A 20,598-nucleotide genomic window follows, 5' to 3' on the forward strand; every position below is an offset into this window, starting at 1 on the left:
TGTGTATTTCATTAAATCATTTTCCTTTTTATAGGCAAGAAAATATTAAATTTCAGGATCAAAGGTTTTACAGTCAGTTTCTTCTTGTTTTTTAGCTTTTTTCCCAGTATGGCTAACGACATAAATGCGATCTGCAGCACATTTATTGCCATCCGACCAATATTTACAGTTATTAACTTCACATAAAACATCAATTGCCATTATTACACCCCCTTATACTTAAAATGTTTCCTTATATTGATGACTGGTATTCACGAATTTGTAAAGAAACGATCAACGAAATTGTATGGAAAACAGATATAATGAACTATATAAAGTAAGTAATATATAACTGAAAGCAACGCCATACAACACATGAATTAATATGTTCATAATTTGTTCACGATTATCAATAAAATAATAAAATTCTTTTAAATTTAATTGACAATGATTCTCACTATTACTATACTGAGAATATCAAAAAAGTTGATAATCATTCTCAATTAACTTTGTTGTATTTATACAGAGGAGGAATTTAAAATGAACAAAAAATTGAAATTTATTTTATTTGGACTAATTTCATTATCTTTATTTGTTGTAGCTGGTTGTGGTAATGATAATGGTGGATCAGAGCCAGAAGAAGATGCGAATGAAGATCAAGCTCAAGAAGAGCAAAATGATCAAGAAGAAGTAGTGGAACATGATGGGGAACTTGTAGTATACTCAGCACGTAACGAACGATTTGTTCAAGCATTACTTGATAAATTTGAAGATGAAACAGGGATTGAAGTTTTAGCTCTTCACGGTGCAGATCCTAACCAGATTGTAGAGGAATCAGGAAATGTTCAAGCAGACGTTTATATTTCAAATGATTTAGGAGCACTAGGTTACTTACACGGTGAAGGATTATTAGAAGGATCTAATCCAGAAGGAATCGATAGCATTCCAGAGGAATTCCGTGCAGATGATAACGCATATTTCGCAATTTCGGCAAGAGCACGTGGTTTCATTTACAATAAAGATATGATTTCAGAAGATGAAATGCCAACAAGCAGTGAAGACTTATTTGACTCTAAGTGGGCAGATGTACCAAACGGTTATGCAATTACTCGTGGTGGTAACGGTGGTATGAGAGGACACGTATCTGCACTTCGTTACGAGTGGGGCGATGAGAAAACAGCTGAGTGGGTAGCGTCTATTAGAGAAAATGCTTCAGCAATTACACAAGGACACAGCGATATTCGCGCACTTGTCGGTAGTGGTGAACATGCATTCGGACTAGTAAATAACTATTACTTCCACCAGCAGTTATTAGAAGACGATAATAATGTAGGTTTCATTTATCTTGACCAAGGTGAAGATCAAATGGGTGCGATAGCAAATGCTGCAGGGGTTGGACTTGTATCAGGTGGACCAAATGCAGATAATGCAGACGTATTCCTTGAGTGGGTACTACAACCTGAAAACCAAGTGGCATTTGTAGGTGAGTCATTAGAGCTTCTTATTAACTCCCATTACGGTGCGGAGTACCCAGAAGAAGTAGAGCCTCACATCGTTGAATTCGAGGACTTAAAAGTTCAAGACATGGAAATTAAAGAGCTTGGTAACTACTTCCAAGGTACAACAGAATTAATTGAAGAGTCAGGATTAGACCTTGATTTAAGATAATATAAGCATTAACTTAGGAGAGGGCATTATGACTAAAGAAGACAATAATAACAAACAAATAAATACTGAAGAAAATGCCAAGGTTGGGGAAAAAAATTCTCCAGCCCTTCTCCGTTTTTTACGAAGAAAATGGTTTGATATTTGGCGTGGAGACCCACCAGGACTTGTCTTACTTTTATGCGGACTTATTGTAGCAATGGTAATGTCTATTCCGATTATATATGTCATTTGGCGTTCAATGTTTGCTGGAGTAGACAGATGGAAGCGTCTATTAGATGGACGAATACCAGAACTCATGTGGAATACGGCCTCACTAACCGTTGCCGTAACTGTATTTGCTATTATCATTGGTGTGTCGCTAGCGTGGTTTGTTGTGCGAACAGATATTCCAGGACGTAAGCAGTGGCAGTGGTTGTTAGCGCTTCCGCTTGTTATTCCACCGTATGTTGGTGCTATGACTTATATTATTGTAATAGGTCCAAGTGGATGGGTTCGCGATTATTGGCAAGAAACTGCTTGGTTAGTGAATGTATTTGGTGATTATCCACTAAATATTTATTCTTTTTGGGGTGTGTTTTTTGTATTAACGATGTTCACTTACCCGTATGTATTTCTTATTGCAAGTGCTTCCCTTCGCAAAATGAATCGAAACTTTGAAGAAGTCGCACGTTCTCAAGGACTCAATACTTCTCAAGTTTTTTGGAGAGTTAATTTACCGTTTTTACGCCCAGCTATAGGAGCAGGAGCAATCCTGATTTCGCTATATGTTTTATCTGACTTTGGTGCGATTGCCATGCTTCGATATGTTACTTTTACGGCTGCGATTTATTTCCAAAGAGCTAGCTTTGATACTGCAGCAGCTTCAGTTTTAAGTTTAGTATTAATTGCCTTAACAGTTGTTATTTTATGGATCGAAGCACGGACAAGAAAGAAAAATAAGTATTATCAAACAACAAATACGTATAAAGCCCCAGATATCTTACCTTTAGGTAAATGGAAATTTTTAACGTTAATTTACGTGATTTTAGTCTTTTTCATTTCTGTTGTATTACCAATTATCGTTTTAACTTATTGGTCAATTCGAGGTATAGGTATGGGAGCGATAGATGACCGCTTTTTTGAGTTTGCATGGAATAGTTTAAAAGTTTCAGGACTTGCTGCTTTATTCTGTATGTTGCTTGCTATGCCTATTATTTATTTAAAATCGAGATATCCATCCATTATATCGAGTACGATTGATAGGCTAAGTTATGCAGGTTATGCTCTTCCAGGAGTTATTGTTGCTCTCGGTATGGTCTTTATATTTAATAACCACATCCCTGTTCTATATAATACATTTTATATGATTGCTATTGCTTTTGTTGTACGCTTTTTACCACAAGCCATGCAAGCAGGGGAGGCTTCCTTAAGTCTTGTATCTCCAAGAATCGATGAAGCTGCAAGAAGTTTAGGTTATCCACCATGGAAAGTCATGCTTAAAGTGATCCTTCCTACGATAATGCCCGGGGTTCTTGCTGGTGGTGCACTTGTGTTTGTTAGCTCCATTAAAGAGCTTCCAGCGACACTTATGTTACGACCACCAGGGTTTGATACATTAGCCGTACGAATATATTATGAAGCACATGAATCATATTATCACTTAGCAGCACCTGCAGCTTTATTAATCATTTTAATCTCGTGTATTCCGTTACGATATTTATTAAAGAAATATTAATTAAAGTTCAAACATTTATGAGGAAGTTGTCCATTACTAGGCAGCTTCTTTTTTTTATTTGTTCACAAAATTTTTCGGAGACCTGGTCACCGAAAATTTTGTGGTGAAGCAGGGTTAAAGTAAAGTTCTTTCGTCGATAGAAATTAGTCTTCGTTTGTTTCCATACACATAGCCAAGCTAATTTGCATATAGTTGGCGATTAGGAGGGGTGTGCAATGCCTAATATCATATGGGGAATAGATTCAGCTGCAGCAGCTGACCAAGCGTTATATGACTGTGTTGTAGAAAATTTCGGACATCCAGACTTTTGGGGAAGGTATTTAAATACCATACCTGATGTAAGTGAAGGATTAACGGTGCAAGAGATAGCCTTTTTAAAAGATAATGGAATAAAAGTAATGCCAATATGTAATAGTTTTAGTGAAGCTGTAGGGTACAGAGAAGGGACAGTTGCAGCACGAAATGCCATCTTTAATGCAAGACGGTTAGGAATTAATCCAGGAGTCTTTATCTTTGCAAACATCGAAAATTTCTTTGCTGTGGATGCTGACTGGCTTATCGGCTGGGCAGATACATTTTTAAATAGTGATTATCGCCCTGGGTATTATAATGATCCAGTCGAAGGTGATTTTGAAGCAGCTTACTGTGAAGCGGTAGAAAGAAGTGAAAATGTGAGAGTACAAACGGTCTTATGGAGTGCAGAGCCAGAGCCCGGAATAACAACAAAGCAAAATTATCCACCGTTTAATCCAGAAGTACCGAATTGCGAAGCAAACGTCTGGGCTTGGCAGTACGGAAGAGATGCAGCAGAATGTCCAATTGATACAGTTCTTATGCAACAACGCCTTTACACAGAATTACATTAAATTGTCGGGGACCAGGTCCCCGACAATTTTGTGAACAATGAAGGGAAAAGGAGGTATAAAAAAGCAGAGCACGATTTGCTCTGCTTTATATTGGGTATTGGGTTTTATATTAATTTCTTTGTATATCGGTTCTTTGCTAAGAGTTTCGGTAAATACATAACGACGAGTCCAAACCAGACGATCGAAATGCTTATTGCTGCAAAGATATCAGATGGGAAGTGTGCACCTGTAATAATTCGGCTTAACGCAACGCCTGCGATAATTACGGTGCAAACGATATATGCTAATACTCTTAATGCAGTATTATGAATGAATAAATAGCTAATATAAATGATAAAAGTAAATAATAGCACTGTACGCATCGTATGGCCGCTCGGGAAGCTGTATGATGCTAACTCAACGGAGTAACCGAATACTTCTATATAACTCATTTCTCCGGGACGTTCACGTTGGAATAAAATTTTTAGCACAAAGTTTAAAGCGACTCCTCCGACAGTTATAACGACGACGAGTATACTATAATAATATTTTTTTAGAAAAATCAAAATAGAAGCAATGATAACCATCAAAATTAATATTGTTTCCCCAGAACCAATTGGTGAAACAACATTCATTACATCTACAACAATTGGAGAAGATATACTTAATAGCCATGTAATTAATGCGTTATCGAAAACTAGCCCATTTGAGAAAGTAGAAGCAACCGATAATCCAGCAAAAACGATAAAAGAGATGATGATGAGTAGTGTCAGTTGTTTATTTTTCATAGTTTGTATTTAAACCACACTTTCTTTATGAAGTTGTTGCAAAAAAGCTTAGCACTAGCCTTTAGCAACATTTTTATGCCAAGCTCACTATAAGACTTCGATTAAACAATCTCTTTGATTTTAAAAGAGAACACGAAAGGAATCAAGAACATTTGTTGTTTTTTTACACTTTTAGACAAAGGTTCTACGAAATGAGACACTTTGTTTCCTAACAAATGATTACGGTTATGATAATATATAGATAAGCTCATTATGGAAAAGGGGGATTCCCATGAAAAATTTAATTGAAGAAGATGGAGTTCTGCTTACAGAGATGGCAATGACGAATGCGGGGAATGAACTTAATTTACAGCGTGTATTAGTGAATACGGGGGTTAAAAATACGGTAATATCTTCTGACGCTGCTTTGAAACTAGGACTTATCACAGATGAAGTAGACACTGACAATAAAGAAGTTGAGTTCATCAAAATTGGTAATATAACCATTCATGATTTTGAAGTAGGGATATTTTCAATAGACGAACTACAAGGGTATGATGGGATATTAGGTATCGACTTTTTAAAGAAGGTCGGTGCTGTGATCAATTTAGGGAGTCTTACTTTATATAAAGCGAATGTAAAATAAATAAATGAGCCAGGATCACCGTCTTGGCTCATTTATTTATTTTCTCTCTTCTTCAAATAGCTCGTACGCTTGTGCTTCTAGTTTTTCTTGTTCCTTTATTGCTTTTTCATTGGATTTTTTTAGTTTTCGCACTGTGAAGTAAGTGGCAAGAAACACGATGATTAATACAATATATGCATATGCAAAATTTGTTTCCGATGGGTCTGGCATGGTAAAAAAGTCCATCACACATCACGACCTTTCAAATATTGGACTATACTCCCCATTATAACAGTGATAATGTCAATTTCCTAATGGTAAACCTTGAAAGTGACTGTCTTATGAAAGGATTAACGTGGACGAAGCATTATTATGGTACACTTTTTAAAAAAGGATGATAAAGTTGATAAGAGCAGTTATTTTTGCTTGTGATGGGCTCATTGTAGATACAGAGACGCCGTGGTATAAAGCATATGAGACCATCTACAAGGAGTATGGATTAGAGCTCCCCCTTGAATTATATGCTGAGTGTATCGGTAACACGACTCAGGAAGAGTTCGACCCACACAAGTATCTAGAACAACAGTTAGAAACTGCGATAGATCGTAAAAGTATGGAAGAAAAAGCACGAAAGTACCATACTAAAGTGATGGAAGGTGAAACGTTACGTCCAGGTGTGAAAAGTTATATTGAGACAGCAAAAGCACTAGGTTTAAAGGTCGGCCTGGCATCAAGCTCTGAGAAAGAGTGGGTAGTCAAACACCTTAAACGCTATGATCTATTACATTTCTTTGATACGATTCAAACAGGGAACACAGTTGAGGTTGTTAAGCCTCATCCTGAACTATATGAAAATGCGTTAAAGGAGTTAGGTGTAACTCCATATGAGGCTATAGCATTTGAAGATTCAGTGAACGGTTTAACAGCAGCAAAAAAAGCAGGAATCGCATGTGTCGTGATCCCGAATGAAGCGACATCTGTTTTATCATTCGAAAATTATGACTTACGCCTAACTTCTATGGAAGAGAAAAACTTAGAGTACGTCATTAAAGATGTGTTTCACAATAAAGAATAATAAGTTTCTTCGCAAATTGAAACCTATCTATTGTTTTTCCATAAATAGTATAAATAAATGCCAAAGAAGAGCTGATTTATATGGGGTAAGAAAACCGGAAAAGAGAAACGACATTCATGGGGAAAATACACACTTGAATTCTTATGAAAATGATGACAAAGACAATTATAAGAATGGTAAGAGAATTTTTTAAATAGAAAAAAACGTTGGGTGCTATGTTAAACTGTATTTTAAGTGTTCGAAAATGATTTTTGGAGGGTTTATATGGGGTGGATTGCCTCACAGCCATATATAAAGGTTGTAAGAGAAATACAAGGTCTAGAACAAGTGAATATAGAGGAGCCCAGAATGATCTATTTATATGAAGATCGCATTGTCACTGAACATCGAGAGTTTCCGTTTCATACGATGTTTGACATGTCATTTAGACAATTAGTAGGGGACGAAGGGATGCTTTATTTTCATACAAGTAAAGGGGTTTACTCATATTTGATTAAAACAGACCCAACAGAATTTATACAATGTTTTAAAGCGTTGGAGAAAAAGAAAAGAGAAGAGCAAGAATCTTAATATATGGGAGGAACTACGCTTAAGTTCTAACCATTTTAAGGGGCGAAAAAAACTAGATGGGTGAAAGTTCTCTAGTTTTTTTGTTTGAAAATTATACTGATATAGTTATATCGATGTAGTAATAGCTTAACGATCTATCCGTAACCGGTTAAAAGTGCAATATCCTATGACGTCTTTTGCTTACTTCACAAGAAATTCCTTCTAAATTTCATATGATCAAACGAAGAAACGTATGAAAGCGAAAGTTAACATTGCATGTAAGCAATCATTATTATTGATTTATCCTTTCATGATATCATTATTGTTCATAGTATTTTCTGGGTTTATAGGATAATAGCTTTAGTAACTTTGATGATTCTTTCCCCTTTATAGGAAATGTTAAATATTCAAAATAAGTTTTTCATACAGGAACTTTTCTTTAACTAGATGTTAAAAAGCCACCTAAAAGCAAAGCTTTTAGGTGGCTTTAGTAATTAATATTTAGGTTTCATTTCACCAGATTCAATCTCTTCGATATAGTGGCATGCAGCTTGGTGTCCTTCTAACATACCTTCAGTTGTTTTACGAAGCTCTGGTACTTCCTCAGCACAACGGTCCGTCGCAAAAGGACAACGCGTATGGAAACGGCATCCTGTAGGAGGATCGATAGGAGAAGGAACATCACCCTTTAAGATGATTTGTTCTTTTTTCTCTTTTGGATTTGGTACTGGAATAGCAGATAATAATGTCTTTGTATAAGGGTGTTTAGGATTATCGAACAATGACTTCTTATCAGCAATTTCAACGATTTTACCTAAATACATAACGATAACACGATCAGAGATATGTCTTACTACCCCTAAGTCATGGGAAATGAATAAATACGTTAAGTTTAGTTCACGTTGTAACTTTTTCAATAAGTTCAGTACTTGTGCTTGAATTGAAACGTCTAAGGCAGAAACAGATTCGTCACAAATAATTAGTTTAGGGTCAACAGAAAGCGCACGAGCAATACCGATACGTTGACGCTGACCACCACTAAATTCGTGTGGGAATCGGTCTAACTTGTCAGGACCGAGTCCAACTGTTTCTAGTAATTCGATCATACGGTCATAGCGCTCTTCCTTTGGAAGCACGTTTTGAATTTCCATCGCTTCGTTTAAAATCTGTCTTACTGTTTGACGCGGGTTGATGGATGCATAAGGATCTTGGAAAATAATTTGTAGATCTTTACGCTTTTTTCTCATTTCTTTCTTGCTCATGCTAAGCAAGTCACTTCCGTCGAAATTAATTTCGCCAGCTGTTGGTTCATCAAGGCGAAGGATTGCTCGACCAGTTGTAGACTTACCACAACCAGACTCACCTACGATACTCAATGTTTCACCTTCATTAATGCTGAAGGTAATATCATCAACGGCTTTAACGTCATTTACTCTTCGTCCTAAAATCCCGCCTTTTATCGGGAAGTATTGTTTAAGATTCTTTACTTGCAAAAGTTCCGTAGTCATCTTTTACTTTCACCTCCGGCCCGTCCCACTTATCAGAATAAATCCAGCAGCGGATTTGGCTGTCATTGTCTAAATCTTCTAAGCTTGGAAGCTCTTGTTTACATAGATCTGTTGCAAATGGACAACGTGGTGCAAATCGGCACCCTTCAGGAAGGTTCTCAGGAGTTGGAACCATTCCTTTAATCACATTTAATTCACCTTCATAGTCAATGTCATGACGAGGTAAGGATTGTAACAACCCAACAGTATAAGGATGTTTTGGTGATTCAAATAATGTTTCTACATCTGCGTACTCAACAACTTTACCTGCATACATAACAGCAACGTAATCACACGTTTCTGCAACAACACCAAGGTCGTGTGTAATAAGAATTTGTGACATTCCTAATTCTTTTTGTAAGTTATTGATCAACCTTAAAATTTGTGCTTGAATCGTCACGTCAAGCGCCGTTGTTGGCTCGTCAGAGATCAGCAACTCCGGACGACAAGCTAATGCGATTGCAATCATGACACGCTGCCTCATACCTCCTGATAATTCGTGAGGGTATTGCTTAAGGCGTTGTTTAGGTGAAGGAATACCAACAAGTTCAAGCATTTCTAAAGCTTTTTTCATAGCTTCCTTTTTTGATAGACTTTCGTGGATCATATATGACTCAGCAATTTGGTCACCAACAGTAAATACTGGGTTTAAAGAAGTCATTGGTTCTTGGAAAATCATTGAAATTTGATTTCCACGAATTTTACGCATTTCAGATTCTTTTTTATCTAAAAGGTTTTCGCCATTAAATAAGATCTCTCCACCTTTAATTTTTCCTGGATCTTGAATAAGGCGCATAATTGAAAGTGAAGTAATACTTTTTCCTGATCCAGATTCACCTACAATACCTAGCGTTTTACCACTAGGTACTGCAAATGAAACCCCATCAACAGCTTTTACTTCACCTTTACTTGTAAAAAACGACGTTTGTAAATCTTTTACATCAATAATCGTTTTATTCGGTTCCATGAGCTAATTCCCACCTTTCAAAGAAAAGGATATTCATTAATCTAATTCGATACGTTTATTTAAGAATCGGTATGAAATATCGACGAGTAAGTTAACAAGTACGAACAATAGGGCAATAATTAAAACAGATCCTTGGACAATCGGGAAGTCACGAGCTGAAATTGCCTCAATAACGAATCTTCCCATACCGTTAATTGCAAATACTGTCTCTGTTAACACCGTACCACCAAGTAATGCACCGAACTGAAGTCCGACAACCGTTACAACAGGAATTAATGCGTTACGTAACGCGTGTTTGTAAACAACATAACGTTCTTTAACACCTTTGGCACGTGCAGTACGAATATAATCTTGGTTTACGACTTCAAGCATAGAAGAACGTGTCATACGTGCAATAATTGCTGCTCCGGCTGTACCGAGTGTAATAACCGGTAAAACGATTTGACTCGGTGAGCCCCACCCTGAAACAGGGAACCAACCAAGAGGATCTAAAGCAAAATACTGGATTAACATTAATCCGAGCCAGAAGTTCGGCATCGATAATCCGAATAGAGCTACCACCATAATCGTAACGTCCATAAGTGTGTGACGCTTTGTTGCTGAAATAATACCAGCAATCAATCCTAAGAAAATACTTAATATCGTACTATAAAACGCAAGTTCTACCGTTATCCAGAATCGGACCCCAATTTCAGAAGTAACTGGTCGTCCGCTTCGGATTGAATTTCCTAAGTCTCCTTGAACAGCTCCTGCGATAAATTTACCGTATTGGACAGGTAACGGTTCATTCAAACCTAAACGCTCTCTCATTTGTTCAACTTGTTCTTCTTGAGCACTTTCACCGGCGATCACTTGAGCAGGGTCACCAGGGATTAAGTGCATCATAAGGAAAACTAGAACTGTAACACCAAAAATAACAGGTATTGTTTGAAGTAATCGTCTAATAATATATACAAACAAAGTCTCTCACCTCTCTTAATCTTTCATTTTCGGATCTAGTGCATCACGAATACCATCGCCAAATAGATTAAATGCAAGTACTACAATAACGATTGCAAGACCTGGGAATAATGCAATATGAGGGTTCTCCCACATATAGTTACGCCCAGCACTTAACATCGCTCCCCATTCTGGTGTTGGCGGCTGTGCACCTAAACCTAAGAATGATAAACCACTAGCAGTTAAAATAGCCGTAGCCATACGAAGTGTTGCTTGTACAATAATGGGTGACATGATATTAGGTAAAACATGTCTAAAAATAATTCGAGCATCTGAAGCACCTAATGCTCTTACTGCATCAACATACTCTAATTTTCTTACTGCAAGAGTTGATCCACGTACGATCCTTGCAAAAACAGGAATCGAGAATATTGCTACCGCAATAATTACGTTATTTAAGCTTGCTCCTAATACACTAACAATCGCTAAAGCTAGTAAAATACCAGGGAATGCTAGTAATACGTCAATACACCTCATAATGATTGCATCGACTCTTTTACCGTAATATCCAGAAATTAATCCAAGAATTACTCCACCGATTGCACCTAAAATAACAGAAGCAAATCCAATCCATAGAGTAATTGACATTCCATGGATAATTCGGGCGAAAATATCTCTCCCTAAGTTATCCGTACCGAACCAAAATTCAGCCGATGGACCTTGTAGTCTTGCACTCATGTTTGGTTCTGTAGGTGAATTTTGTACTAAATAAGGTCCTATAAATGAAGTGATGACGAAGAAGAGGATTAAGATCCCCCCAACCATCGCAGCCTTGTTTTTTCTTAGCTTTCTAAAAGCAGTCTTTAAATTTTCAATATGTGGTGAAGGCCGCTTCGTTTCATTTTGTGGAACATTAACACTTGTTTCAGCCATGTTTTAAGCCTCTCTTTCTTTTTATAATTTTGATGAAAATAGTAGGTTTGGATCGATATGGAAATATTAAAACAATATTTAGACAATTTAAAATCGTTTTAATATTATAAATGAAAAATATACGACCCTGTCTGCGAATCTATCTTACAAGCAAGAATTATATCACGTCTATGACATATTACAAGGAATTTTGACAAATGGAAATTATTTTAACATAATGTCAGATAATTCTTAATAAACTGATGCAATCCCCTTTAGAAATGATTAGTGGATATGTTTCTTCTATTATATTGGGGGAAAATAACTGCAGTATGAAGGAGCTTACTTTATACTATCAAGAGTTTATAAAAATATGGTCGATAGTATAAGTGCTCCTGCGGTTACTCGTCGCAGATCGGAGTTTATTCTTGGAGGTATTGCTCGGTGCTCCTGCGGTTACTCGTTGCATGTCGGGGTTATTTCGAAGCAGCCGCTGCTCGGTGCAACTAAGGTTTTCGCCATTATGACTTGGCGACAAGCCAAGTTTTGTTAAGAAGATTTAAATTTAACAAATATTTTAATGTTGTTTTTTTTGGCGAATTATTGTAGTTTAATATATGTGAGTTTTCCAAAAAAATAAAGGGGGCAAATTTATGTTTAAGAGTAAAAGTTTAAAAGCTATTGCTTTTTCAGCTGTAGCTGCTCTAACAATCGCAGGTTGTGCGTCTGAGCCAGATGAAGATGGAACAGATCAAACAGATACTGGAGGCACTGATGGTGCTGATGGTGAACAAGCAGAACTTATTGAAGGTAACGATCTAGTTATCGGTATGTCTGCAGACGCAGTAAGTATGGACCCACATGGTTCAAATGACGTTCCTTCTAGTAACGTTCAAACAAACATTTTCGAAACGCTTCTAAAGCATAACGAAGATATGGAGCTTCAACCAGGACTAGCTACTGAGTGGGAAGCACTTGAAGAAGATCTTTGGGAATTTACTCTTCGTGAGGGTGTAACGTTCCATGACGGTTCTGAATTTAACGCAGAGGTTGTAAAAGCAAACCTTGACCGTATTTTAGACCCAGAAGTTGCATCACCAAGAGCGTTCTTATTTACAAGTGTTGCTGAAGTAGAAGTTGTAGATGAGTATGTTGTTCACATTCATACAGAATTCCCATTTGCACCACTTCCATCTCACTTAGCACACAGTGGTAGTGGAATGATCAGCTTAGATGCAATCGAAGCTGACTATGAAGCAATGGAAGCTGGCGAACAGCCAGGTCAATATATTGGTGAAAACCCAATTGGTTCAGGTATCTTTGAATTTGAAAGCTGGACTACAGGTGATGAAGTCGTTATTACTAAGAACGAAAATTACTGGGGTGAACCAGCAAACGTTGATTCTGTAACTTTTAAAGTTATTGGTGAAGATTTAACTCGTGTTGGTGAATTAGAAACTGGAACTGCTCACATTATTGATCCAGTAAGCCCAAGTGATAAAGACCGTGTTGATGGTGGCGATCTTACAACTGTGTATGAGCAAGACAGCTTAAGCTTAGCTTATATTGGTTTTAACTTACAAAGTGAACCATTCGATGATCCACGTGTTCGTCGTGCTGTATCAATGGCAATTAACAAAGATGACATCATTTACGGTGTAATGGACGGAATTGGTACTCCAGCAGTAGGTCCTATCGGTGAACAAGTATTTGGGTTTAGTGATCAAGTAGATCCACTTCCAGAAGATATCGAAGCTGCACAAGAATTACTTGCTGAAGCTGGATATGAAGATGGATTCGATACAACGATCTGGACAAACGATAACCGTGAGCGTATGGAAATTGCTGAATTAGTACAAGCTCAACTTACTGCAATTGGCGTAAATGCTGAAATTGAAGTACTTGAGTGGGGTCGTTACCTTGACGAAACTGCTGAAGGTAACCATGACATGTTTATCCTTGGTTGGGTTACTGTAACAGGTGATGCTGACTACGGTATGCATGCATTGTTCCACTCTGACAACCAAGGTTCAGCAGGTAACCGTTCATTCATGGATAACCCAGAGTTAGATGAGTTACTAGACTTAGCTCGTCAAGAAGCTGATCCTGCAACTCGTGAAGACCTTTACGAGCAAGCGATGGAAATCCTTGTAGAAGAAGCTCCAATGCTTTACCTATACCATGGAACTTACTTAGTAGGTTTACGTGACGAGGTTCAAGGTTTCTGGAAGCATCCAAACGGTTTAATGATGTTACAAGACGTAACAATCGAACAATAATTGTTAACTCACAATGATAACCCGTACCTTTAATGGTACGGGTTATTTTTTTATGGAGTTTTTTCGTATATCAAATTGTTTTGAAGCCTATGGAAAAGAAGTATTGGAGTAAGGTCACTGTAAATGGTTCACATGAATATAGAGCAAGAGGAAGTTTGATAGAAGTGTCGCCATATAAGGGGAAAGAGCCCCAACAAGGTTTTCCATTTGTTAGGAAAGGTCAAACAAGTAAGTTAGGTCTTTCACCTGCACCATCAACGATCGAAATATCATTTGAACATTAAAATAGGTCACCACAAAAAATATTGGTGACCTATTGAGGCTATTCTTTATTTTTTATCAAGCTCATTTAATTTTTCTTCAACAAAAGCCATTAAATCTTTAATCATGTTTTCTGAGAAATCAAATTTGATTCCTGCTGCCTCGTAAACTTCTGCTAACGATTTTGAGCTACCAAGTGAGAGTGCTTTTTTATAGTTTGCTAGTGTTTTGTCGGGTTCTTCACAATAATTTTTGTACAGTTGTACGGCTCCTAATTGGGCGATCACATAGTCGATGAAATAAAACGGGACTTCAAAAATGTGAAGGACCATGTGCCAATGGTGTTTTAGCCATTCTTCATATCCAGACCAATCAACGACTTTAGAATCAATAGATTGTGAAAGCTCGAAGTACTTTTCATTTCTTTCCTCAGCAGTGTGGTCAGGGTTTTCGTATAACCAATGCTGGAATTGGTCGATAATCACTCCATGAGGGAGGAAGTTAATAATTCCTTCTAATTGTTCCTTCTTTGCTCTAGTTAAATCAGCTTCACTTTCATAAAATAGGTCCCATTGATCCATTGTCATCAATTCCATTGACATGCTTGCAAGTTCAGCGGATTCCATTGGTGTATCACGATACAAGCTTAACGGAAGGGTTGTTTTTAAATCGTTATGAATACAGTGACCCATTTCATGAAGAAGAGTAATCATATCATCATGACTGTTTGATGCATTCATGAAAATGAAAGATAGTTTCGAAACGGGAAGAGAATCACAAAAGCCTCCTGGAGCTTTTCCTTTTCGACTGTTAAGGTCCAGCATGCCACGTTTATTCATCGTGTGAATTAATTCGGCAAAACGAGGATCCATGTTTTCAAAAATCGTTGCAGATTTTTTTACGAGTTCATCGGTATCTTGGAAAGGTTTTAACGGCTTTTGACCATTTGGCACTGCTTTTCGGTCCCATGGACGGTATACATCGACACCTATTTCCTTCTGGTGTTCCTTCTGAATTCTTTCTTTTAGCGGCTTCACGTGCTTCCGCACAGCTTCTGCTAGCTTCTTGCAATCATCTGGAGTGTAATCAAAGCGTTCATATTTTTTAAACATATAATCACGGTAATTGGCAAGATTAGCGTTCTTAGCTTTCTTTTCTCGTATCTCAATTAGTTCTGTCATGATTGCTTGTAACTCATCTTTTTTTGATAAAAACGCATTGAAGATCTTTTCAATTGCTTCTTTTCTTACTTCGCGGTTCGAATCTTCCATATATTCTTGGAGTTGACTTATTGTTTTTTCTTCACCGCGCCAATCGACAGTAAGTCCACCCGTATGCTCAAAGTAATTGGTTGCAAGGCGGTCTTCTTCAACTTCAAGTTCGACATTTTCTTCGCGGAACAACTCTTTTGAATTTTGCTTGCTTTTTATAAATTCGTGATAATACGATTGGTCGAGCAGTTCAATCGCAGGTGAGGATAAAAATTTGTCGTCAAGCAATGCTTCATAACGTTTGACGATCGGTAAGATATATTTTTGATCGTATTCAAACGCTTTTTTGGTCTCTTCAGAATCGCTTTGACATTGAAAGTCAATGTAATGCCCAGATAAACCTTCGGCGATCTCATCTGAAAACCGAGAGGCTTCCTTTAGCCATGTTGTTAATTCATCTGCTGTATGAACTGGCTTTGAAAGCAACTCCTCGTATTTCTTTTCTATCTCTTTTGGTTGTTGAAAATTTAATTTTTCAACATAAAATTTTGTCATGAAAATTCCCCCAGTCAATTTCTTATCAATTTATATTTCTGCATGGATGAGTCATATCCTTTATTCTATGTGAAATTATATTGATTAAAAGGAGATAAACAGGTGTGTAGAGAAAGTGTAAGTAGCAAAATGGAGAGGAGAATGAATCATGCGAATTCTCGTTGTTGGAGCTGGAGCAGTTGGTGGTTATTTTGGAGGTCGACTCATCGAAAAAGGGGAAGACGTCACGTTTTTAGTGCGTGAGAAAAAACAACAGCAGTTAAAAGAACAAGGTCTAGTGATACATAGTGTAAATGGCGATATACACGTTCAGCCAAAGACAATTCTCGCCACAAATGAGCCAACACCTTTTGACGTTGTTTTCATTAGTACGAAATCATATCAGCTAAGAGATGCATTAACTTCATTGGAACGGTTTGTATCTGATTATACTGTAATTATTCCATTATTAAACGGTATTGAACATATGGAAGAGATGAAAGCATATTTTTCACCAGATCAAATCTTCGGCGGAATATGTTTTATTGAATCGACGCTAAATGATGCAGGAGAGATCGTACAAACAAGTAAGAAGAATGACCTCGTGTTTGGTGAGTGGAACGGAAAAGTAACAGCGCGTGCAAAAGAAATTGAGGAAGTTTTCTCAGGAACGAAGTCAGTATTTCAATTAAGTGAAAACATTCAAAAAGACATGTGGCATAAGTATTTGTTTATTACGACATTATCTGGGGTTACATCGTTAATGAGGTCTCCAATTGGCCCGATACGGGATACGTTTGAAGGGAGAACTTATATTCAGCAGTTATTTGAGGAAATTCGTATGACGATGGAAGCGCATCGAGCCCCTATTTCAGATCGAGTGGTTGAAAAGCAAATGGACACTCTTGACAATCAAGCACCCTCGATGAAATCGTCGATGCTTCGAGACATTGAACGGGGTGCCCCGATTGAAGTCGACCATTTACAAGGGTTTTTGTTGCTCCTTGCTGAACGTTATGGAATCGAAACGCCGTTATTAAGGCTCGTCTATCAGCATCTCAAAGTATATGAAAGAAATTTAAACATGTAGGAAAGAAATGAGGACACCTATAATATGATCACCTTTAGGCGACTATGTGAAGAGGATATTACGATCATGCATGAATGGTTAAATAAAGGCTCTGCATTGAAGTGGTACAGTAAAAGGCGAAAATCTTATGATGAGATTTACGATAAATATATGAAAAAAATAAAGGGGGAAGTAAAAACATCGCCTTATCTCATCTTGCTTGATGGCGAGAAGATAGGCTATATACAAACCTACTATATTTGGGACCATCAACATTATGCGTATAGCATTTCAGCACCAAGAAACAGTGTAGGTATTGACTTATTTATCGGAAATGAGGCATTTTTGTATAAAGGGTATGGAGTGAGGATTCTCAATGAGTTTTTACTAAATATTATTAACAAAATGGATCATGTGTCTTGTTGTATCATTGGTCCTGACCCAAATAATACAGCTGCGATTCGAGCATATGAAAGAGCGGGTTTTGTATTTAAAAAGACTGTGCAGTTTGAAGGTGGAGAAAAAGAATATTTAATGAGATTGAATATTTAAAGAAAAGGTGTATAGGATCGATATATTAGGAATTGGTTTCCAATGTTTTCTCATTAACGATCTTGGAAAATAGAATAATAAGAAAAAAGATTTGTCTCTGTTCTAAGAGACAAACCCTTTTTGACTTATTGTATTTACGGGGTTTCGATGATTCGTACCGTAACGTTTTGGCGCCCAAATGAGAATGCTTCATCTTTTGTCGCCATATGCAAATCAATTCGGTTACCTTTAATTGCTCCACCAGTATCACCAGCAATTGCACGACCATAACCTTCTACTTCAACAACTGATCCTAAAGGAATAACATTAGGGTCAACAGCAACGACCTTTTTATTAGGTTGGTTACGTAAATCGATTCCTGTTGCAGTGATTCCTATACAACCATCACAATAGGCTGTATAAGCAGTTGCTTCCATTGTCATTACTGCTTCAGAGTTGTCATTGCTAGACTCGCTTGACTGATTGCTTGAAGCTTGTCCATCATTTGAACTTCCAGTTTCATTTGATGTCTGAGCTGTATTTGCAGTGTTCTCAGCTTCAATATCTGGATTGTAACGACTTGTTAATTCATGGAGTGCGCTGAATGTTTTTGGTCCTGCGATACCTTCTTTTTCTTCAATATCTTCTTCTTCATGGAAGTTAATTAAGGCTTTTTCAGTGAATGGACCGAATTCACCATCAATTTTATGTTCGTAATAGCCTAACTCTGTTAAGTCTTCTTGAAGCGTTTCTACTAAAATCCCTTCATCTCCTTTTTCTAGTTCAACAAGGGCTGCGATCGTTTGTACTCCTGCAATACCATCTATGAGTAGATCGTATTTTTCTTGGAATTGACGTACCGCTTTTTTAGTAACTTGATCGTATTGATCGTTGATTTCCTCTTCACGGATATCAAGGAAGTCTCTTTCATGTAATAGTTCTTTCAGGTCTACGATATGTTCATGAGTCTTTCCTTTATATAATAGTTTTTCGCCAAGTTCTTTGTCTTCTCCTGCGCTAGCTTGTCCGGACGTGAAAAGGAATGTCCCTAGTGCAAAAGCGGTAACCCCTAATACTTTCATAGATTTTAATGTTGCGTTTGGTTTCATTTGAAAACCTCCTTATAGTGCTTCTCTTTTAATGCAACGTCCACATCGTACCAAGCACATATAAGAGAGTTCAACCAAATTTCGATGTTTTAATCGTTTTGAAAACGGAATGTTATCCTCTGAAATCATTTTGTCATGTTCGCCATACCTATGAAATAGAATTACGATTTTAGCTACCAAAATGCTAGTTTTTCATATTTGAATTTTTTATCTCTAGCCACTCATGTTGTAATAAGCTCATTTCATACATTCCCCAATACTCACCATCTACGAATCGAAAATCACGAAAGTATCCTTCTGTTTTAAAGCCGAAACGTTCGTAAATTTGTTTTGCATGGTTGTTATTATCAAACACTCCAAGCGAAACTCTATGTAGGTTTAAAGTATCGAAGGCAAATGATAATGCATCGTAGATCATCATTTTCGTATATCCTTTGCCACGGTCTTTTTCATCCCCAATTAACACTTTCCCTAATCTTGCAGAACGGTGTTGATAATCAATTTTCCGTATGGCAATATGGCCGATTGGTCGACCTGTATCTTTGAGTAATGCGGTAAAAATAAATGTATCACTCTCATCTTTGTTGGCACGGCAAGTGTAGTTTTTTAATTGCTTTTCAGTAAGTGGGAAGGTAAAGGTTGACCCTGACCACTTCATCAAAAATTTAGCAGAGGTTTTATTTATCCAATTTAATAGTAGAGGAAAGTCTTTTTTAGTAAATGGCTTCAGTTCGATCAAATTAATCACCTCTCTATTCATAAAGTTGTGAACGATGATATTAAAAGCCAAGTCGTAATATGATTGGCTAGGGTCGTTGTTTCATTTACAATAACAGTAGTTACAGGAAGGTGCAAAGGGGAGTATAGATGAGTCGTACTTATAAAATGACAATAACGGTCGTCTGTTTTATTTTGATATTATTTGGACCAGTTATGCGGGTGATTGATGAAGCGTCAGTCGTGTATTATTTAATAAGCGCTCTTGGGTTAATTGGGTTATTGATCGTTGAAAAGAAAAGTAAAAAGCGAACATAACAAAAGTTTGTTGAAATGAGCTTGAAAGGGGGAATCAGTTGCCTTTGTTAAGCAACTTCATGTATGATAACGTTAAGTTTCTAGCGATTTCATACGTCGTATAGTCCCATTGTTTGGGGCTTTTTCTTAAGTGAAACGTGTACTTTTAGTTTTGAACTGAGATAGTGAATATTACATAGGATAAAATAAATTGGAAAAGGAGTCTGACGAATGATTCAACGTAAATCAGCAAGAGAAATTGAACAAATGCATGAAGCAGGTAAGCTTGTTGCTAAGATTCATAAAGAGATTGCAAAAATGATTAAACCAGGTATGACAACGCTTGAGATTGATAAGTTTGCAGAAGAGTATATGAGAAAGCATGGTGCCCAGCCTGCCCAAAAAGGGTATCAAGGGTATAAGTATGCGACATGTGCATCCATTAATGATGAGATTTGCCATGGTTTTCCTCGAGATGAAAAGCTTAAAGAGGGGGACCTCGTAAAGGTAGATTTTGTTATTGACTTAAATGGAGCATTAGCTGATTCAGCTTGGACACACCCTGTTGGAAAAGTATCAGAAGAAGCGGAACAATTAATGAGAGTTACGAAAGAGTCCCTATACAAAGGTATAGAAGCAGCGAAGGTAGGGAACCGTGTCGGTGATATTGGTGCTGCCATTGAAAAATATGTAGAGCCATATGGCTATGGGGTTGTTCGAGATTTTGCAGGTCACGGAATTGGACCGACTATTCATGAGGAGCCTAATATACCTCACTTTGGGAAGCCGAACAGTGGTCAAAGATTAAAAGATGGTTTAGTCATTACGATTGAACCGATGATCAATACTGGTGCATGGGCATCGCAAATGGACGATAATGGCTGGACAGCTCGTACGGTAGATGGCAGCTTGTCTTGCCAATATGAACATACAATTGCCATTACGAAAAATGGGGTAATGATTTTAACTGAACAAGATGATATTGAATAACTTTTCTTATCTT

Annotated in this window: 21 protein-coding genes; 11 read left to right on the top strand and 10 right to left on the bottom strand. The window is 37.3% G+C overall.

Features of this window, described 5'->3' with window-relative positions:
- Positions 1-45 precede the first annotated feature (45 nt).
- Positions 46-201 (bottom strand): DUF1540 domain-containing protein, encoded by a 156-nt coding sequence (locus LGQ02_RS05480; RefSeq protein WP_226517199.1) that lies wholly within the window; start codon positions 199-201, stop codon positions 46-48.
- Positions 202-519: 318 nt separating this feature from the next.
- On the opposite strand from LGQ02_RS05480, the gene LGQ02_RS05485 reads away from it, so the two are divergent.
- The 3 genes from LGQ02_RS05485 to LGQ02_RS05495 all read left to right on the top strand — a co-directional run bounded on the left by LGQ02_RS05485 (position 520) and on the right by LGQ02_RS05495 (position 4,227).
- Positions 520-1,647 carry an extracellular solute-binding protein gene (locus LGQ02_RS05485; RefSeq protein ID WP_226517200.1) on the top strand — a complete coding sequence of 376 codons (1,128 nt, stop codon included), beginning with the start codon at positions 520-522 and terminating at the stop codon, positions 1,645-1,647.
- A gap of 28 nt (positions 1,648-1,675) precedes the next feature.
- Positions 1,676-3,361 (top strand): ABC transporter permease, encoded by a 1,686-nt coding sequence (locus LGQ02_RS05490; protein WP_226517201.1) that lies wholly within the window; start codon positions 1,676-1,678, stop codon positions 3,359-3,361.
- Between the two features lie 215 nt (positions 3,362-3,576).
- Positions 3,577-4,227, top strand: a complete 651-nt coding sequence (locus tag LGQ02_RS05495; protein WP_226517202.1) for a glycoside hydrolase domain-containing protein — start codon at positions 3,577-3,579, stop codon at positions 4,225-4,227.
- 104 nt (positions 4,228-4,331) lie between these two features.
- Here LGQ02_RS05495 and LGQ02_RS05500 read toward each other — a convergent pair whose 3' ends face one another.
- A complete protein-coding gene (locus LGQ02_RS05500; protein WP_226517203.1) occupies positions 4,332-4,994 on the bottom strand; it encodes a phosphatase PAP2 family protein in 663 nt (220 codons plus the stop codon).
- 271 nt (positions 4,995-5,265) lie between these two features.
- Between LGQ02_RS05500 and LGQ02_RS05505 the strand changes: the two genes are divergently transcribed.
- Positions 5,266-5,619: an aspartyl protease family protein gene (locus LGQ02_RS05505; protein WP_226517204.1), complete on the top strand. Its 354-nt coding sequence runs from the start codon at positions 5,266-5,268 to the stop codon at positions 5,617-5,619.
- Between the two features lie 36 nt (positions 5,620-5,655).
- Here the strand turns inward: LGQ02_RS05505 and LGQ02_RS05510 are convergent, their stop codons facing one another.
- The gene (locus LGQ02_RS05510) at positions 5,656-5,847 is read right to left on the bottom strand and encodes a hypothetical protein (protein ID WP_226517205.1); all 192 of its coding nucleotides are present in this window, start codon (positions 5,845-5,847) and stop codon (positions 5,656-5,658) included.
- A 154-nt stretch (positions 5,848-6,001) separates the two neighbouring features.
- Between LGQ02_RS05510 and LGQ02_RS05515 the strand changes: the two genes are divergently transcribed.
- Complete coding sequence (locus LGQ02_RS05515; RefSeq protein ID WP_226517206.1) at positions 6,002-6,673, top strand: HAD family hydrolase; 672 nt, start codon at positions 6,002-6,004, stop codon at positions 6,671-6,673.
- Positions 6,674-6,937: 264 nt separating this feature from the next.
- Positions 6,938-7,243 carry a hypothetical protein gene (locus tag LGQ02_RS05520; RefSeq protein ID WP_226517207.1) on the top strand — a complete coding sequence of 102 codons (306 nt, stop codon included), beginning with the start codon at positions 6,938-6,940 and terminating at the stop codon, positions 7,241-7,243.
- A 473-nt stretch (positions 7,244-7,716) separates the two neighbouring features.
- Here LGQ02_RS05520 and LGQ02_RS05525 read toward each other — a convergent pair whose 3' ends face one another.
- Genes LGQ02_RS05525 through nikC form a run of 4 tightly spaced genes read right to left on the bottom strand, consistent with a single transcriptional unit; the run spans position 7,717 to position 11,608 of the window.
- Positions 7,717-8,730 carry an ABC transporter ATP-binding protein gene (locus LGQ02_RS05525; RefSeq protein ID WP_226517208.1) on the bottom strand — a complete coding sequence of 338 codons (1,014 nt, stop codon included), beginning with the start codon at positions 8,728-8,730 and terminating at the stop codon, positions 7,717-7,719.
- A complete protein-coding gene (locus LGQ02_RS05530; protein ID WP_226517209.1) occupies positions 8,696-9,736 on the bottom strand; it encodes an ABC transporter ATP-binding protein in 1,041 nt (346 codons plus the stop codon). Before LGQ02_RS05530 ends, LGQ02_RS05525 begins: the two co-directional genes overlap by 35 nt.
- A 36-nt stretch (positions 9,737-9,772) precedes the next feature.
- A complete protein-coding gene (gene nikB / locus LGQ02_RS05535) occupies positions 9,773-10,696 on the bottom strand; it encodes a nickel ABC transporter permease (RefSeq protein WP_226517210.1) in 924 nt (307 codons plus the stop codon).
- A gap of 15 nt (positions 10,697-10,711) precedes the next feature.
- Positions 10,712-11,608, bottom strand: coding sequence for a nickel transporter permease (gene nikC, locus LGQ02_RS05540; protein ID WP_226517211.1), 897 nt, complete (start codon positions 11,606-11,608; stop codon positions 10,712-10,714).
- Between the two features lie 632 nt (positions 11,609-12,240).
- On the opposite strand from nikC, the gene LGQ02_RS05545 reads away from it, so the two are divergent.
- Positions 12,241-13,866, top strand: a complete 1,626-nt coding sequence (locus LGQ02_RS05545; RefSeq protein WP_226517212.1) for a glutathione ABC transporter substrate-binding protein — start codon at positions 12,241-12,243, stop codon at positions 13,864-13,866.
- 329 nt (positions 13,867-14,195) lie between these two features.
- Here the strand turns inward: LGQ02_RS05545 and LGQ02_RS05550 are convergent, their stop codons facing one another.
- Positions 14,196-15,893 carry a M3 family oligoendopeptidase gene (locus LGQ02_RS05550; protein WP_226517213.1) on the bottom strand — a complete coding sequence of 566 codons (1,698 nt, stop codon included), beginning with the start codon at positions 15,891-15,893 and terminating at the stop codon, positions 14,196-14,198.
- Positions 15,894-16,041: 148 nt separating this feature from the next.
- Here LGQ02_RS05550 and LGQ02_RS05555 point away from each other — a divergent pair, with 148 nt between their 5' ends.
- Positions 16,042-16,962: a ketopantoate reductase family protein gene (locus tag LGQ02_RS05555; RefSeq protein ID WP_226517214.1), complete on the top strand. Its 921-nt coding sequence runs from the start codon at positions 16,042-16,044 to the stop codon at positions 16,960-16,962.
- Positions 16,963-17,028: 66 nt separating this feature from the next.
- Entirely contained in the window at positions 17,029-17,493 is a 465-nt protein-coding gene (locus LGQ02_RS05560) for a GNAT family N-acetyltransferase (RefSeq protein WP_264184004.1), read from the top strand.
- Positions 17,494-17,627: 134 nt separating this feature from the next.
- On the opposite strand, the gene LGQ02_RS05565 is transcribed toward LGQ02_RS05560, so the two are convergent.
- Positions 17,628-18,581, bottom strand: coding sequence for a peptidoglycan-binding protein (locus LGQ02_RS05565; protein ID WP_226517216.1), 954 nt, complete (start codon positions 18,579-18,581; stop codon positions 17,628-17,630).
- A gap of 184 nt (positions 18,582-18,765) precedes the next feature.
- A complete protein-coding gene (locus LGQ02_RS05570; protein WP_226517217.1) occupies positions 18,766-19,320 on the bottom strand; it encodes a GNAT family N-acetyltransferase in 555 nt (184 codons plus the stop codon).
- A 128-nt stretch (positions 19,321-19,448) separates the two neighbouring features.
- Here LGQ02_RS05570 and LGQ02_RS05575 point away from each other — a divergent pair, with 128 nt between their 5' ends.
- Together LGQ02_RS05575 and map are read left to right on the top strand one after the other, a co-directional pair.
- Complete coding sequence (locus LGQ02_RS05575; protein WP_226517218.1) at positions 19,449-19,616, top strand: hypothetical protein; 168 nt, start codon at positions 19,449-19,451, stop codon at positions 19,614-19,616.
- A gap of 210 nt (positions 19,617-19,826) precedes the next feature.
- On the top strand, positions 19,827-20,585 hold the full coding sequence (map, locus tag LGQ02_RS05580) for a type I methionyl aminopeptidase (RefSeq protein ID WP_226517219.1): 759 nt from the start codon (positions 19,827-19,829) through the stop codon (positions 20,583-20,585).
- The last annotated feature ends 13 nt before the right edge of the window (positions 20,586-20,598 follow it).

Origin of the sequence: Bacillus shivajii (assembly GCF_020519665.1) — a bacterium.
In the GTDB taxonomy this organism is placed as follows: Bacteria; Bacillota; Bacilli; order Bacillales; family Salisediminibacteriaceae; genus Bacillus_CA; species Bacillus_CA shivajii.